The organism is Synechococcus sp. H55.8, assembly GCF_047462375.1.
Taxonomy (GTDB): domain Bacteria; phylum Cyanobacteriota; class Cyanobacteriia; order Thermostichales; family Thermostichaceae; genus Thermostichus.
In genome coordinates, this window is record NZ_JANSJC010000001.1 from 81,544 (window position 1) to 97,601 (window position 16,058).

The 16,058-nt window shown below is 60.5% G+C and carries 13 protein-coding genes and 1 CRISPR repeat array; of the genes, 5 read left to right on the forward strand and 8 right to left on the reverse strand.

Annotated features, from left to right (window positions below):
• The first annotated feature begins 90 nt into the window (after window positions 1–90).
• Window positions 91–411 (forward strand): hypothetical protein, encoded by a 321-nt coding sequence (locus NW862_RS00390; protein WP_414336065.1) that lies wholly within the window; start codon window positions 91–93, stop codon window positions 409–411.
• Here the strand turns inward: NW862_RS00390 and NW862_RS00395 are convergent.
• A complete protein-coding gene (locus NW862_RS00395) occupies window positions 408–2,288 on the reverse strand; it encodes an AMP-dependent synthetase/ligase (protein ID WP_414426825.1) in 1,881 nt (626 codons plus the stop codon). The two genes, NW862_RS00390 and NW862_RS00395, sit on opposite strands and share 4 nt — an antisense overlap.
• 92 nt (window positions 2,289–2,380) lie before the next feature.
• A CRISPR array of direct repeats spans window positions 2,381–4,255; the repeat unit is 37 nt; unit sequence GTTTCCGTCCCCTTGCGGGGAAAAGGTAGGGATCAAC.
• A gap of 473 nt (window positions 4,256–4,728) precedes the next feature.
• On the opposite strand from NW862_RS00395, the gene NW862_RS00400 reads away from it, so the two are divergent.
• Window positions 4,729–5,460, forward strand: coding sequence for a protein-L-isoaspartate(D-aspartate) O-methyltransferase (locus NW862_RS00400; RefSeq protein WP_414332798.1), 732 nt, complete (start codon window positions 4,729–4,731; stop codon window positions 5,458–5,460).
• 12 nt (window positions 5,461–5,472) lie between these two features.
• Here the strand turns inward: NW862_RS00400 and NW862_RS00405 are convergent, their stop codons facing one another.
• On the reverse strand, window positions 5,473–6,234 hold the full coding sequence (locus tag NW862_RS00405; RefSeq protein WP_414347132.1) for a glycerophosphodiester phosphodiesterase: 762 nt from the start codon (window positions 6,232–6,234) through the stop codon (window positions 5,473–5,475).
• Between NW862_RS00405 and NW862_RS00410 the strand changes: the two genes are divergently transcribed.
• Entirely contained in the window at window positions 6,233–6,418 is a 186-nt protein-coding gene (locus tag NW862_RS00410) for a hypothetical protein (protein ID WP_414332794.1), read from the forward strand. The two genes, NW862_RS00405 and NW862_RS00410, sit on opposite strands and share 2 nt — an antisense overlap.
• On the opposite strand, the gene NW862_RS00415 is transcribed toward NW862_RS00410, so the two are convergent.
• The 5 genes from NW862_RS00415 to NW862_RS00435 form a co-directional block, all read right to left on the reverse strand.
• Entirely contained in the window at window positions 6,415–6,984 is a 570-nt protein-coding gene (locus NW862_RS00415; RefSeq protein ID WP_414332803.1) for a peroxiredoxin, read from the reverse strand. The genes NW862_RS00410 and NW862_RS00415 overlap by 4 nt on opposite strands.
• A gap of 44 nt (window positions 6,985–7,028) precedes the next feature.
• Window positions 7,029–7,538 (reverse strand): N-acetyltransferase family protein, encoded by a 510-nt coding sequence (locus NW862_RS00420; RefSeq protein ID WP_414332792.1) that lies wholly within the window; start codon window positions 7,536–7,538, stop codon window positions 7,029–7,031.
• A 316-nt stretch (window positions 7,539–7,854) separates the two neighbouring features.
• Window positions 7,855–8,007: a hypothetical protein gene (locus NW862_RS00425; RefSeq protein ID WP_414332791.1), complete on the reverse strand. Its 153-nt coding sequence runs from the start codon at window positions 8,005–8,007 to the stop codon at window positions 7,855–7,857.
• 738 nt (window positions 8,008–8,745) lie between these two features.
• Entirely contained in the window at window positions 8,746–9,462 is a 717-nt protein-coding gene (locus NW862_RS00430) for a precorrin-2 C(20)-methyltransferase (RefSeq protein WP_414332789.1), read from the reverse strand.
• Between the two features lie 3 nt (window positions 9,463–9,465).
• A complete protein-coding gene (locus NW862_RS00435; protein ID WP_414368918.1) occupies window positions 9,466–9,828 on the reverse strand; it encodes an STAS domain-containing protein in 363 nt (120 codons plus the stop codon).
• Between the two features lie 296 nt (window positions 9,829–10,124).
• Between NW862_RS00435 and NW862_RS00440 the strand changes: the two genes are divergently transcribed.
• Both NW862_RS00440 and NW862_RS00445 read left to right on the forward strand, forming a co-directional pair.
• Window positions 10,125–14,924: a translocation/assembly module TamB domain-containing protein gene (locus NW862_RS00440; RefSeq protein ID WP_414426826.1), complete on the forward strand. Its 4,800-nt coding sequence runs from the start codon at window positions 10,125–10,127 to the stop codon at window positions 14,922–14,924.
• A 462-nt stretch (window positions 14,925–15,386) separates the two neighbouring features.
• A complete protein-coding gene (locus tag NW862_RS00445; RefSeq protein WP_414347993.1) occupies window positions 15,387–15,614 on the forward strand; it encodes a nucleotidyltransferase family protein in 228 nt (75 codons plus the stop codon).
• Between the two features lie 35 nt (window positions 15,615–15,649).
• Here the strand turns inward: NW862_RS00445 and NW862_RS00450 are convergent, their stop codons facing one another.
• A complete protein-coding gene (locus NW862_RS00450; RefSeq protein ID WP_414385997.1) occupies window positions 15,650–15,952 on the reverse strand; it encodes a Mo-dependent nitrogenase C-terminal domain-containing protein in 303 nt (100 codons plus the stop codon).
• Window positions 15,953–16,058 lie beyond the last annotated feature (106 nt).

The following is a 16,058-nucleotide window of genomic DNA, read 5'->3' on the forward strand; positions in this document are numbered from 1 at the left end:
GACTTCTATCCAGATCCAAACGCTCTTTGCATCCGTACTACCCTAGAGAAGGGACTTACCCGACCGATTTCTCCTCGTCGATCATTTCCAATGCAAGTGCAAGACCTCCTCACCCAAGCTCTTGTGGGCGCAGCTCTCTCCAGTTTGAGCCTATCTGGAGCGGCTTTGGCCCAGCCCAACCTGCGGGAGCTGCCCCCCGATCTGGCCGAACAGCTCACCACGGAGCAGATCTTGCAGGCCTGCGCCGCCAACCAAGCAGACACCCTGCCCAGCCCCTTCCCAGACGTGGTGCCGACCGATTGGGCCTACAAGGCGGTGCTCACCCTCTACTACTGTGGGGCCTACCGGGGGGCCATTCCCCCGGAGACCTTCCGGCGCCACCTGGAGCAACAACGGGGATCCCAAACTTAGCTCCCTGTCGGATACATCTCCTGGATGAGGTGGGCATAGCGCTCGGCTACCGGGTTGCGCTTGATCTTCAGCGTCTGGGTCAGGAGGCCATTTTCCACGCTCAGGGGCTCTGGCAAAAAGCGGAAGTCGGCAATTTGCTCGTGGGGCCGGTAGCCGGGACGTTCCTGGATGCGGGTTTGCACCTCCCGCAAGATCAACGCGCGCACCTGCGGGTGGGCCAGCAGCTCGGCCTCAGCAGCCGGGATCCCTTGCCCGGCGGCCCAAGCCTTGAGGGCGTCCAGGTTGGGGTAGATGAGGGCGGCCAGTTTCTTTTGGTCCTGGCCGACAATTACCATTTGGCTGATGTAAGGGGATTGCAGGCAGGCATCTTCCAGCGGCTGGGGCTCGACGTTCTCTCCGTTAAGCAGCACGATCACGTCCTTGGCCCTGCCGGTGATCACCAGTTGCCCGTCGGGGGTGAGCCAGCCCAGATCCCCTGTTTCAAACCAGCCGTCGGGGCTGAGCACCTGGGCGGTCGCCTCTGGATTGTTGTAGTAGCCCATCATCACCTGCGGCCCCCGCGCCAGGATCAGCCCCTTCGCACGGGGGGGCAGCGGCTGCCGGGTTTCCGGATCCACAATGCGAAACTCCGTGCCTGGCAAGGGGGGGCCAGCCGTGCCGCGCACATTGTTGTCGGGACGGCGCGCGCACAGCACTGGCGAGGTTTCGGTAAGGCCGTAGCCGTTGAGGATGGAAATGCCCACCACCTCGTAAAACAGGTCCAGATAGGCGGGCAGGGATCCGCCGCCGCTGATGGCCTGTTGAAAATTGGGGCCTAAAGCCTGCCGCACCTTGCGGTAGATGAGCGCATCGGCCAGGCGGTGCACAGGCCAGAGCAGCCCCTGTTGCAGGCGGGCCCCCACTCGCACCCAAGGGCTGACGCCGTAGTGCAAAATCGACCGGTTGCCGGCTATCCGCCCGGCGAGCACGTAGCCTTCGCTGGCCGCCATCAAGGTGCGGATCAGCCGCTGCATGAGGGGGCTTTTTTCCTTTAATTGTCTCTGGATCCCTTCGTAAACCGTCTCCCAGATGCGGGGCACTGCCACCAGATAGTGGGGCTGCTCCTGTTGCAAATCCTGCTTGATAAAGCGAGGGTTGGTATAGACCAGCGTACAGGCCTGGCTGAGGAGAAAATACTCGCAGGCCCGCTCATAAGAATGCCAAGTGGGCAGAATGGTCAGCACCTTATCCCCTGGCCGGGGCTGTACAACCACACTCAAGTTCTCCACCTGGTGCATCAGGTTGCCGTGGCTGAGCATCACCCCCTTGGGGCGACCAGAGGTGCCAGAGGTGTAGATGATGGTGGCCAACTGGGATCGCTCCAGCCGCGGCGGCTCGTAGCGGCCTTCCCGCCCTTTCTGCAGCCACTGAGAAAAGTTCAATACCCCCGGCTCTTCTTCATCGGACAGCAGCAGCAGCCGCTCCAGGCCCAGCTCCTGCACAACCGGCTGCACCCGCCTCAGGGTCTTCACATCCTGGGCAATCAAAGCCGTGCTGCCGGAGTGGCGCAAAATGTAGCCCAGCTCAGCCGGATCCGCCACGGCGCTGCGGGGCACATTGACCGCTCCCGTAAACAGCGTGGCCAGATCCGCCATCAGCCAGCGGGGGGAATTATCGGCAAAAATGGCCACCCGATCCCCGGGGCGAATGCCCAAAGCTTGCAAACCGGCAGCCAAGGTCTGAATGCGGCGAAAGAGCTGACCATAAGAAATCTCAAAGACTGGCTGGGCATGGGGATCCCTGAGGGCAGTGTGATCGGCAAACTTTTCGGCCAACACTTGCCAGATGTTGAGCAGCGTCGTGCTAGCGGGGGTAGCAGCAGCGGAGACAGTCGTCATAAATCTGTACCCTAAATCACATTTACAGTCTAGTGAACTTGGGCTTTTTCCCCAGACACCCCCAGGACAGTTCCTAATCTGTCACCAAGTCCAACTCCGTCCCCTTGCGGGGAAAAGGTAGGGATCAACCGGATACTGTATTGCTACCTCAGAAGCGTGAACTCGTTATCCAAGTTTCCGTCCCCTTGCGGGGAAAAGGTAGGGATCAACGATTGAAGAAGATTATGCAACCAGGGTTCAGTTCGAGTTTCCGTCCCCTTGCGGGGAAAAGGTAGGGATCAACCAGGCCCACCTGGAGCGGGGGCGTGTCCTTGAGGTGTTGCGGTTTCCGTCCCCTTGCGGGGAAAAGGTAGGGATCAACTAATGCTCCTAAGCGACGGGAGCTACTGGCTCCCGAATTGCGTTTCCGTCCCCTTGCGGGGAAAAGGTAGGGATCAACAATCAAGCGGGTTTTAGTGATTTATTGCTACCTAGACAAGTTTCCGTCCCCTTGCGGGGAAAAGGTAGGGATCAACGACACGACGCTGCCCGACCGGTACCACGAGATCCTGCCCTGGTGTTTCCGTCCCCTTGCGGGGAAAAGGTAGGGATCAACGCGAAAGCAGAAGCGCGAAGCCTCAAGGAAGTGATCTCGGCGTTTCCGTCCCCTTGCGGGGAAAAGGTAGGGATCAACGCTTGGGAACGTTACCCCCGAAGGCGGACTCCACCGCCGGTTTCCGTCCCCTTGCGGGGAAAAGGTAGGGATCAACAACTCGGGGTTTCTATCCCGAGTTGGTTTTATTTTGACGTTTCCGTCCCCTTGCGGGGAAAAGGTAGGGATCAACCGCCCTGGGGCAACCCCTTCACCCATACGCAGGCTAGTAGAGTTTCCGTCCCCTTGCGGGGAAAAGGTAGGGATCAACCTGAGCAAGATGGGGATCTCTGTTGACGGATCCCCCGACGTTTCCGTCCCCTTGCGGGGAAAAGGTAGGGATCAACCCGTAGAAGACACCAATTTCGACCAGCTCTACGACCTGTGGTTTCCGTCCCCTTGCGGGGAAAAGGTAGGGATCAACCAATTGTTAATGGGTACGTCAGATTCGACGAGACCCAAGAGGTTTCCGTCCCCTTGCGGGGAAAAGGTAGGGATCAACCCCTCTACCTGCCCAGGCTCAACGTCAAACGGCGGCGCTGGGGTTTCCGTCCCCTTGCGGGGAAAAGGTAGGGATCAACACGTCCCGCTGAGCCAGTACCCCTGGGCGGATCACCTGCGTTTCCGTCCCCTTGCGGGGAAAAGGTAGGGATCAACCCTTAGCGAAAGTAGCTGACAAATGGGTGGTTCTGTAGTTTCCGTCCCCTTGCGGGGAAAAGGTAGGGATCAACGCCGTCCGTCCCAGGGCCGTGGTCTTGCCAGATCCTGTTTCCGTCCCCTTGCGGGGAAAAGGTAGGGATCAACTTCGAAGCCGGGGTCTGGGAGATGCGCCAAGCGTTTGACGTTTCCGTCCCCTTGCGGGGAAAAGGTAGGGATCAACGCCATCTCCTGTCGCGGGGGGAACGTCCGTAAGGATAAGTTTCCGTCCCCTTGCGGGGAAAAGGTAGGGATCAACGTTCGCTTTGTCTTCGTCGGCGACTTTAACCAGTTGCCGGTGTTTCCGTCCCCTTGCGGGGAAAAGGTAGGGATCAACCCAGAGAAAGAAGAGCCGCCGAGCGAGAAGTACTCGGCTCTGTTTCCGTCCCCTTGCGGGGAAAAGGTAGGGATCAACACTGTAGTCACCATTAACATCGATGGCGTGCTCACGCCGTTTCCGTCCCCTTGCGGGGAAAAGGTAGGGATCAACACGTCAAGCGGCGCCGCTGGCTAGGCTTCACCCTGCCGTTTCCGTCCCCTTGCGGGGAAAAGGTAGGGATCAACCGTTCATCTCCAGTCCAGGAAAAGGTGATGGCACTTGTCGTTTCCGTCCCCTTGCGGGGAAAAGGTAGGGATCAACCCTACCCCCGGAAAAGCTTGAATCCATAAGGTTTTCAAGGTGCGTTCGCGAGGGAGTACGGAGACTTCCCGACACAGATATTAACATTGTTCTGGCGGATGAGCGCAAGTCGGGAAATTTGCTGTTTTAAGAGTATTGTGCCGCATTTTTGTGTCAATTCCGGCAAGAGCTTCTGGTTTTCTCTTAAAGACTAGAGCGGGCAAAGAAAGGCCAGCAATCGCTCGTCCCGACGGATCGCGCACAAAACTTTACAATTTTGGCCCTCCCCAACCCTTAGGGGTTCAGCTTTCCGGGTTGTCGAGAGACTTTGCGGCAGCAGGCTTGGCAACAATCTCTTGATGAAAGCTGGAAGTCCTTGGGAAAGTGGGCCAGGATCGAGGTGGAAGCCTTCAGGGATCCGCGATCTTGTGCAATTGCGGCGCAGCATTCGAGCAAAATCCCCGCGGCCCATCATCTTGGGAGGGTGTAGGCCAATGGTCAGACTGTTCTCATCTTTTTTTAGGAGGACTGCCGACCCAGGGATCCGGGCTGCCGAGTTGGGGGCTCCTGAGCCTGCTGCTGGCGGTGGGGAGAGGCAGGCTTGTCCTTTTGCTGCCCAACGGGAACGGATGGTGAGGGAGCAAATCTTGCAGCGGGGGATCCGCGATCCGCGGGTGCTGGAAGCAATGCGCAAGGTGCCGCGCCATCTTTTCGTTCCTCCGGAGCTGCAGGATCGCGCCTACAGGGATTGCCCGCTGCCCATTGGCTACGGCCAGACGATCTCTCAGCCTTACATCGTTGCCTTTATGACCGAGGCGGCCCGCCTCACCCCTGAGTCGGTGGTGCTGGAGATCGGCACCGGATCCGGCTACCAGGCGGCTATTTTGGCCGAGCTGGCCCGACAGGTATATAGTCTGGAGCGTTTGTCCCCCTTGGCCGCCCGTGCCCAGCAAACCCTTGCTGCCTTGGGCTACCGCAACGTGGAGGTGCGCCAGGGAGATGGCTATCAAGGTTGGCCGGAACACGCTCCCTACGACGCCATCGTGGTCACAGCAGCCCCCCCAACCCTGCCGATGCTGCTCCTGGATCAACTGGCGGTGGGGGGCCGGTTGGTAGTGCCGGTGGGCGAAAGCCAGGGATCCCAATCCTTGCTGATCCTCCACAAAACCCCGGAAGGGGTGGTGCAAAAGGGCGCTTTCCCGGTGCAATTTGTGCCCATGGTCTAGGGCAGGGGATCCTCAGGAGGCGGCCCAGAGCTGGGCGCGAATTTGCAGCGCCAACTGGGGGCGGTCGGTGATCAGCCCCTGAACCACGGGATCCTCCCCAGGCGGGCGCAAACAGAAGGCCATGATCTCCGGATCGTTCACCGTCCAGACGTAGAGCGGGATCCCGGCCCGGGCTGCCGCTGCCAAAAACGGCAAGTCCAGCCAAGCGTAGTGGGGAGCGAGAAAGTCGGCCCCCAGCTCGCGGCAATAGGCCAAGGGGGATCCCTGCTCTTCCCTCGGCGGCGCTTCCACCAACAGGCCAACCTGGGGGGCGGCCCCTTCAAGGTGCGAGCGTCCCAGAAGAGTTTTCACCCGTTGCACCACCTGGGGCAAAAAGGAAGTGATCACACACTCTGCAGGGGTCAAGAGCTTGCCGATAAGGGCGAGGATCTGTTCTTCATAGCCCGCCTCTTTCAGCTCGATATCGAGGGCAATCCTGCCCCTGACGTGGAGCAGCGCTTCTTCCAAGCTGGGAATCGAGGGCTTGCGGGCGCGGATCTCAGCCCACGTGAGCGCCGCCAACGGCTGGCCCTCCAGCTCGGCATCGTGAAAAACCAGCGGGATCCCGTCGCCGCTGCGGCGCACATCCAGCTCGATCCCGTCGGCCCCGCCTTCGATGGCCGCCGTAAAAGCGGCCAGGGTATTTTCCTCAACGTGGCTGTGATCCCCGCGGTGAGCGACGATCCGGGTGGGAAAGCGATAGGCTGGAGGAGTTGAAACAATCTCTGTAGCCATGGACGCAGCCGAAATTGCCGCCTTAAAAGAGCGCATCAAGCGCATTCGCGAGCGCCGGCCAGCTTTGGTCAAGCTTTTGGAAAAGCCAGACCTGGGCAGCTTGCGCATCGATGTCAACCAGGCCCTCGAGGAGATCGACGAGCTGCTGCAAGAGTTCGAGCAGACCTTTGGCCCGCAGGACTAGCCGGCCCGGGCCAGCTCTTGCAACTGGGCCAAGACCTCGGCGCTGTGCCGAGAGGGATTGACAATTGGGTCGATGGCCCGCAGGATCCCGTCAGGATCGATCAAAAAAGTGTTGCGCAGAGCCATCTCCCCCATCCAGGAGCCGTAGGCGCGGCTAACGGTGCCCTCAGGATCGGAAAGCAAAGGAAATTGCAGCCCCTCTGCCGTGCAAAACCGCCGGTGGGAGTCCACCGAGTCGGCGCTTACGCCCACAATCTGCGCCCCCAGAGCCCGAAACTTGGGCAGATCCTGCTGAAAGCGGCGGGCCTCGATCGTGCAGCCGGAAGTGAAGTCGCGGGGATAGAAGTAGAGCACCACCCACTCGCCGCGAAAATCCGCCAGCCGCCGCACCTGGCCCAACTGATCCGGCAGCTCAAACTCTGGGGCCGGCGCCCCGATCTCCGGCAGGGGAGTGGTGCCCCACTGGGCCAGGGCAGACTGAACACCCACAACGCTCACCAGCAAAGCCGCAAACAACCCTGCCAGGCCCAGCCAGCGCCCAATCCTACCCACCACTTTTTTGACAATCACGGCAACACCTCTCTAGCTCCCCCCTTCCAGTTTACATAACTTTACGTCAGCCACTTGCAGAGCAAAAGCTGGGGCGGGATCCCCAACCACTGCCAAAGTTGAGAGGTGCGCTGGACGGGAGTGTAGCGCAGTTGGGCATAGAGTTGTCGAGCGGGCAGATTGTCCGCCACCACGTGCAGATGCAACTGGCGATAGCCCCAGCCCTGCACCACCCCTTCGGCGCTCAGCAAAAGCTGCCGGGCGATCCCGCGCCGCCGCCAAGCGGGCAGCACCGCCAAGTTGGAAAGATAGGGATACTTGCCATGGGCCATGCGCCGCAGAGAGATCTCGGCAGTTCCCACCACCTTGGCCCCCACCGCCGCCGCCAGGCAGCAATAGCAGGGATCCCTGGCCGCCAGCTTGAGGCGCAAATCTTCGCGGATCCCTAGCTTGCGAATCGGGTAGATCCAGCGCTGCAGACCCAGTGGGGGGTGAAAAGCCTGCGCGAGAACCTCGGCTAAGGAATCCAGATCACCCGACGTAGCCGGATAAACCACAAGGGAAGGCAACACGCATCAACCGTGGGCATCCCTATTATTTTGCCAGACAACTTGCAAACCATAACAAGCGGCGGCCCTCTAAACAGAGCCGCCACTGAACTGGTAGAACTTGACCCCAGAGAGGAGAACCACCCTCTCCCGCCGCAGACCAACTGCAGCGCAGATTGACCCAGGCTTATTCAGTTGTCCTGTCCTAACACGTAACCGATCCGAGCACTCCAAAAAATGGATTCAACAAATTGGTTAGCAAACAACACTCTGGAAACGAAGATTTTTGAGCCAATGCCCGTGGGTGCTCCAAAACCCAAATCAAATCTGAGGCTTACGATCAGATCTCCAGATCGCTAGCGTGGCAGGCTGAGCCATTGATGCGATAGACATCATCCGTAATGGGCTGGTAACCCACTTCCACCAGATCGGATTTGTCAGGAGCAAATATGCGGATAACTGCTCTAGCAATCTTTGACAGAAAAGCAAACATAGCAACCTCCTGAAAGCGAGAGTGGAACTATGAACTGAGAGAACCTCGAAGAATTGCTAAAGCCCGCAGCCCTTGTCCCACTAAGCATTGGCTTCACCTTGCCAGAGCCTGCAGGTTGAGAGCACCTGAACCCGATCACCGATTTTCCTACTTGCACTCGCTCATGCGTGGAGACTCAAAATAGCCGGCTGAGCTTCTCGATCTGGCAAAACCACTTGAGAAACTTGCTTCCGGAAGAGTACTTCCCTGCTTCCCTCGTGGCCTCTACAGCAAACCCAACAGCTATCTGCTTTAACTCCCATGTTCTACTTCGAGGAAAACCTGTCGTAGGTACCAGGTGCTCTGCTTGGCGAGACATCCACTTCTCAGAAAAGCCTGCCGCAGCAACGGATCGGAAGTTGAGATCAAACTGTTGACTGACGGAGCCTTTTGGATTTGATTGAATCGAGAAGCGGTGTCTCGCGTTTGATGGGGATGAGATATTATCCTCCTCGCCTGAATCACCACACCCATAATCTAACCTGTAATCGATCTCGCTTCCAAGGGCAGCAACCATTCTTAACGGGCTGGATCATTCCTTTAACTTGGTCTTTTCATCTCTTTTTGATGTAGCTCAATAGAGGGATCCCTGCCTTCTGGATTGGGGCTGCTTGGCCTCTGACCAGCCCAATCTCTCCCCTTCTTCTAGGGAAACAAGCCGGCTCTATCCGGGCCTTAAGTTATAAAAGAAAAGTTAAACTAATTCCGAGGTTCACAACGCAGGATCAGCAGGGAAAAGTAGGGGGGGCGATAGTCGGCCAATCCTTCCAGGGTGGGGAAGAGAACTTGCTGCGGCCAACCGGCCCAAACCACCAAGCTGGCCTGCTGCAGCCAGCCTCTTGCCGCCAGCCACTGCCAAACCTGAGGATAGACGGGGGCCACTTTCATCAGCACGACCACGTCCGCCCAGGCGCAGGCCGCCTCCAGCTCCGCCAGGGCAAAGAGAGCAGGCAAAATCGCCAATTTCTCGGAGCCGAGCGCCAAAGGGGATCCGAGGGCGGCGGCGGCAGCCAGGGGAGAGCACACCCCCGGTACGGCCTGGATGGGCAAGTCAGGGATCCGCTGCTGCAGGGCCTGGGCCAGGTAGGCAAAGGTGCTGTAGAGGCCCACATCCCCTTCACACACAAAGGCCACATCCTCACCCCGTTCTAGAAGCGGGGCCAGTTGCTCGGCAGCCGCTTGCCAGGCCGCCTGCAGAAGCTCAACTTGGGTAACAAAGGGCAGATGCAACGGCAATAGGGTTTGTTCCGGTCGCAGCCAGGGGCGCACGATTTGATAGGCTAAACCCGGCTGGCCGATGGCGTTCTGAGGGCAGGCCACCCAGCGGACGGCGCCGAGGATGCGGGCTGCTTTGAGGGTCAGCCACTCGGGATCCCCGGCTCCAGCACTGATCCCCCAAAAAGTTCCCAGGCCCATGTATCAGGTGGTTTCTGGATTGCCCGTGCCTTCCTCCCTCAGGCGATCCAAGGCTTCCTGCAGAGAGTTGCGCAAGGACAAAAACTTTTCTAGCCGCACCAGTTTCACGGTTTGGGTGACGCGGGGGTTGCTCACCACCTGAAAGATACCTCCACGGCCCTGTGCCAGCTTGGCCAATTGCACCAGGGCACCGACGCCAGAGCTATCGATGAAGTCGATCCCCGTCAAATCCAGGATAAGGTTGGGGGATCCCTCTTCTAAGTATTTGGTGACCACCTTAACAAAGACCGGCTCAGAAAAGGCATCCAGAAGGCCCGTCAGGTAAAAGACCTGGCAGTTTTGCAGCGCTTCGTGGCTGCCGCGCAAGCTGACCGTCAGAGACAGAGGTTCCGGAATGGCTTTTCTCCTTTTGTCTATCTCGACAGAAGATGGAGGCCCGATCTCGGGCGTGGAGATAGCTTAGCATCCCTGCGGGCGAGACGGTATTTTTCCGCGGGCAGGGGATTGCGGCTGGGGGCAGGGATCCCTTCTCTCTGTCCCCTCGTGGCAGGCCGGGAGTCCTTGGGTAGGATGGGGGCAGCTTCCCCTATTTCAGAGGAGGCCGGCCTGCGGGCCAAACAGGGCTTCTCAACTGGGGTGGTTCGGATCCCTGAGGGTGGGTGTTGGGCGAAGATCAGCGCGAGAAAGAGCAACGATTTCCCCTCTCCTCCAAGACCTGGATTGGGGTGGGGGGGGGGCTGGGTTTGGGCTTGACGGCTGCTGCCTTGGGCGCCGCCTGGGGAATCGGGGCGTATCTTCAAAATCAGGTGCTGCCCCAGGTAGAAGAAACCCTCTCGCAGGCGATGCGCCGGCGGGTGGAATTGGGGGAGGTAAGGTTTGTGGCCCCTTGGCAGGTGAGGCTGGGAGAAAGCCACATCGAACATTTGGCCAGCATCGGCTCTATCGACCTCAGCCCCGACTTTTGGACCTGGCTACAAACAGGCGAGTGGGTGCTCAACATTACCCTGAACCGGCCCCAGTTGCTGCTGATGGAAACGCTGGATCGCGGCTGGGCAGATGTGCAGTTTCAACTTCCAGAAGGGGAGGGATCCCTGCCCTTGCAGGGGCTGAACGTCCGTTTGCAGGAGGGATCCCTGACGGCCATCCCTTTGGTGGGGGAGCGGCGCCAGTTTGACCATCTGCAGGGCCAGGTGCAGGTGTGGCTGAGTGCTCCGCCGGGGGGAGGGGATCGGGCCAGTTTCCAGCTCTCGGCGCGGCTGCGTCCTCTGCAGAGGGAAGGAGGGTATCCCTTGCAGCTTAGGGGGGTGGCGGATTTCGCCCAGGCTTCTGGCGCGGTGACGCTGGCCGCCCAGCGTCTGCCTTTGGAGCTGCTGCCCAGCGTCTTGCCGGCGGCGCCCTTGACCGAGGTGGAAGGGGAGGCCAGTCTGGATCTGCAAGTCCTCTGGGGCGGAGAACGCCCTTGGGAGTTGACGGGGCAAGCCCAGGTTCAGCAGGCGCGGCTGGGGTTGGAGAGGTTGCCGCATCCTTTTGAAGAGGTGAAGGGCTCTGTTCGCTTTACCCTAGAGGAGCTGGATCTGCAGGGGGTGAGCGGTCGCTTTGGCCAGCTCTCTTTCGGGGATCTCAACGGCTCCATTGCCTTCGGCGACAACGAGGGGTTCAATCTGCAAGCTGTCATGGCTCCAGCCAGTTGGCAGCAAATCCAGGAGACTTTCAACTTTGAGCTGCCGGTGGCGGCGGCAGGGGTGGTGGCGGGATCCCTGGCGGTTACTGGGCCGCTCAAGGGGCCGCAGATCCAAGGGCAGTTGCAAGGGATCTCGCCGGGGCAGGTGGATCGCCTGGCGGTGCCGGAATATGCTTTTGGCTTCCGCTGGGCCGACCAGACCTTGGCCTTTGAGGAAATTGACCTGAAGGCCGCCGGCGGACGCATCCAGGGATCCGGACAACTGCAATGGGCTGCCGGCTTGGCGGGCCAGTTCAATTTGCAGGTCAGCGGGGCCGACGTGGAGCAGGTGCTGGCCCTCTACGACCTCAACCTGCCGCGGCGGGGCGAGCTGCCCTGGGCGGGGCCGGTAAGTGCTCAGGTACAGGTGGCGCTGACGGGATCCCGGCCCCAGGTGGAGGCCACCTGGGAAACCCAAGGGGGAGAGATTGCCGGCAGAGGACAGCTTCAGATCTTGCCCGAGGCGGGGGGCTGGGCGGTGGAGGTGCCGCAGGCCGTGTTGGAGCTGGGCGGGGGCCGGGCCCAGGTGGCGGGAAGGTGGGCGGCAGGGCAACTCCAGGCGCGGCTGGCTCCCCAGGATCTGCCGCTGGCCTTTTTTAACCCCCAGTGGCCGGGATCCCTCTCCGGGGAGCTGATGGCGCAGATGAACACGGCGGAGGCGGCGGAGGTGGGTTTCCTGGCGGCGTTGCGAGCGCAAGGGTCGCTAGCCCTGTCCCAGCCTTTGGGAGAGAGGGGATGGCCATGGGTTGACGGCATCCGCGGCCAGCTAGCTTGGGAAGGATCTGACCTGCGTATCCAGCAGGCAGAGATCTTGGCCGGCACCACCCGCTTGGCCAGGCTAGAGGGACGGATCCCCGTAGACCCGCAGACGCTGCAGGTGGGATCCCTGGATCTGAACTTTGCCGCTGACGGGATCCCCCTGGCAGAAGTACCCGGCCTGCCGCCGAGGGTGGCAGGAGTGCTGCAGGGATCCGGGCAGCTCCGCGGCTCCCTGGAGGAGTTACAGGTGACGGGGGAGGCCCAGTTGCGCGGCTTGCAGGTGGGGGAGGTAGCCTTTGCCGACTTGGCTGGGCCCTTTAGCTGGTCTAGCCAGGGGACGACGGTGGAGCTAGCGGGGGCACGGGAGCGGCTGGCGCTGCAGTTGGATCCCCAGTTTCGGCCCTTGCAGTTCGAGCTGCGGCGGGGCGAGGCGGAAGTGCGCGGCCAACGACAGCAAGATGAGCTGCAGGTGGTGGCGAACCGCTTGCCGCTAGCTTGGCTGGGGGGGGTGGCTGCTGGGGCATGGGCCGGCTTGCAGGGAACCCTCGATGGGGAGGTGGCGCTTGACCTGGCCAGTGGCGCTGCTCAAGGTCAAGCTGCGGTCGAGGGGCTGCGACTGGGCAATCTCGAGGCGCAGGGCCTTGCAGTGGATTTCGCTTACCACCCTGGAGACGACTCTCGCCCCGCTCGTCTGACCCTTGCCCAAGCCCAACTGGAGCTGTTCCAGAGCCTCTACACCGCCAGCGGTACTTTGGAGCTGCCGGCGACCTCTCTGGATCCCACCTCGGCGGCTCCCGTTCCCCAAATCGACCTGCAGATCAGCACCCGCCGGGGTCGCCTGGAAGATATCATTTCTACTTTCAAGTGGCGGAAGTGGAGCGATATCACCAGCCGCGGTTTTCGGCTGCCACCTTTGGGCCCTGCCGCGGTGCTGCGGACGGATCCGGTTGGTCTGCCCAACCATCCCCTCTGGGAGCAGCTAGAATACTACGCCCAGATCCTGGCTGCCCACCTGGAGGCCCTGGCCAGCCGCATGGATCCCCGCATCCCGCCGCCCACCAGCTTGCGGGGGGAATTTCAGGCTAGCGTCAGCCTCGTCGGCAACCTCAACCGGCCCAGCGTCAGCTTTCACCTGGAGGGCCAGAATTGGCAAGCGGAGGAGTTTGGTGTTGAAAGCCTCACCGCCAGCGGCAGCCTGGTCGAGGGGGCGGTGGTGTTGCAGCCGCTGCTGTTGCGCAGTGGGGAACGCCAAGCCCTTTTCACCGGCAAGTTGGGCCTGGAGGAACAGTCGGGATCCCTGCAAATTCAAGGGTTTCCTCTGGCTTTGCTGGATCGCTTCCTGCCGGATGGGCTGGAACTCCAAGGGGATCTCAACCTGGATGTGGAGCTGGCAGGCAACCTGCGGGATCCCCTTGCCCGCGGTTCCCTGACGGTGGTGAACGCCCAGATCAACCAGGTGCCGCTGCAGGAGGTGGGGGGACAATTTGACTACCACCAGGGACAACTGCGCTTGGAAGGCGCCCTGCTGGCCAACGGCGACGAGCCGATCCGCCTCTCTGGCCTGGTGCCCTACACCCTGCCCTTTGCGAAGGTGCGGGCCGCCTCGGATCAGATCGACCTCAGCCTGCAAGCCGAGAATGGCGGCCTGCGCTTGGTCAACCTCTTCACCGACCAGGTGCGCTGGGAGGGCGGCCAAAGCCAACTGGAGCTGGCCATCCGCGGCACCTTGCGAGAGCCCAGCCTGCAGGGGAACCTCAGCCTCGGCTCCGGGATCCTCAAACTGGCCGCCCTGCCGGAGCCCATCACCGACCTGACCGGCCAAATTGTCTTTAACCTCAACCAATTGGAGGTGCGGGAGCTGCGGGGCCAGTTGGGGGGCGGATCCCTGTTGGCCAACGGCTTTTTGCCCGTCAACTCCCGCGGCGCCCTGCAGAGGGACGAGACCGCGCCACCCTTAACGCTGCAACTGCAAGGGATCCAGCTCAACCTGCCCAACCTCTACACAGGCCGCCTGGAAGGAGAGGTGACGGTGGGCGGCCTGCTGCTGCGGCCTCTGATGGAGGGACACCTAGAGATCTCCGATGGAATCGTCGATGTCAGCCCGCGCCAAGCGGCAGCTCCTACAGACGCGACTCAGGTAGATCCCTTTTGGCAGCCGCGGCTGAACGGTCTAGAGCTGGTCTTGGGACCTGGGATCCGCGTGCAGCGCCCCAACCTATTTGAGTTCAACGCCAGCGGCAGCTTGCGCCTGTTTGGCACTCCCCAAGATCTACGTCCGGCGGGCACCATTGCCCTGGAGCGAGGCCGCGTCAGCCTGCCCATTGCCAACTTTCGCCTGGATCGCTCCCGCCCCAACACCGCCACCTTTGACCTAGACAACCCCTTCGATCCTTTTTTAAACCTGCGCCTGGTGACCCAAGCCTTCGAGGTGTATCGCTTTCCCCAGGAGCTCTCTCCTTTTGAGACCAACCGCACCCTACCGGGATCCCAGCAGAGCATCGAGATCTTGGCCACTGTCAACGGACGGGCCAGCCAGCTTGCGGCTGCGGATCCCCGCAACGGGGTTTTGACGCTTTCTAGCAGTCCCAGCCGCTCCCCAGAAGAGATTGTCGCCCTGTTGGGGGGAACAGCTTTGGCCCAACTCAATCCAGAAGCCGGGGTGGCCGGACTGGCGGGAACAGCCCTACTCAACGATGTGGTGGAGACGCTGCGGGACACCCTCGGCTTGGATGAGGTTCGCCTCAGCCCCGTCCCCCAGGTCGATACCCGTGCCCCCAGACGTTCCTCGGTGGGCCTGGCCCTGGAAGTGGCCCGCGATCTGGGGCCCGCCACTTCCCTCTCGGTGCAGCGCAACCTGACGGATCCCTTTCAGCCCACCCGCTACAGCGCCCGCTACCGCCTCAACGAACAAACCCTCACCCGCGCCAGCACCGACCTCGAGGGCAACAACGCCATTGCCATCGAGTTCGAGACTCGCTTTTGACGGGATCCGCCCCAGCCAGACTACGGTTTGTTATGTTACATCGTTATTGCTACGCAACACTGTCGCGAATGCGCGCAGAGCGCTCTCCCCAACTCCCCTCTCCCTTTGGGAGAGGGGCCGGGGGTGAGGGTGGGAGAGGGGCCGGGGGTGAGGGCAGCGGCGCCGAGTGCTTGGGTAGTGGCGAGAACCGCTTGGAGACTGTCTTAACCTAGGTTGAAGTGGCCATAGTTTTTCAACGGCTTTTGGACGGCCAGGGATCCCTTGAACCGGACTCCGTGACTCCTAAAGATAGCTAGAATAAACACCTACCTGTGTGAGCCTGGAAGATCGAAACAAGCGGCCAACCTGCGTTCCCCCTTAGAGAGTTGACAAGTGAGTGATCCAATCTGCCCAACCATGAGGAAACAACAAGTATTACAATTGCTCGGCGAGCAATTTGCCGAGATTTAAGAGCAGTTTGGCGTGCGGCGACTGGCCCTCTTTGGCTCAACCGCTCGTGGCGAGGATCAAGCCGGCAGCGACATCGATATCCTAGTTGAATTTATGGGTAAAGCCGACTCCAAGCATTACTTGAGTCTGCTCTTCTACTTGGAAGATAAACTTGGATGCTCCTTAGACCTTTTCACCGACAAGGCTCTGCGCCCCGAACTCCATCCATTGATAGAAAAAGAAGCAATCTATGTCCCGTGAATATCTGTGAAGTATCATCTAAACCAAGAGCCAATCTAGAGATAGCGGCTGATGTCTTCTCCCTGTTCTGCCAAGAACGACAAAGCCCGGAAGCGCAGCCCTACCACCTGATCGTAGAAGGGGTTGAGCTTGCACATCGGTGGAATGTGCATTATTTTGTGGCCAAACAGCACCACATCTCGCTCGAAAGGACAGCGAGCCGGGATCCACCGACACAAAAAGTGGGCCAGCCGGGGATCCCCAACTTCAATGCTGTCAATTGCCGCTCGAATTGGTTGCAAGGGCGCCTGCAGCCAGTCGCGCAGGTGAGCCGCAGGCTTGAAGTACGTGGAAGTCATGGAATCCGTTTGCTCCTCTGAAGCTTTGCGCGCACGTTGCCAAGAAATCGTGGTAGAGCCCATAAGCTTTCACCTCAACACCTCAAGGGTGTTCGCTCTCTGCAGC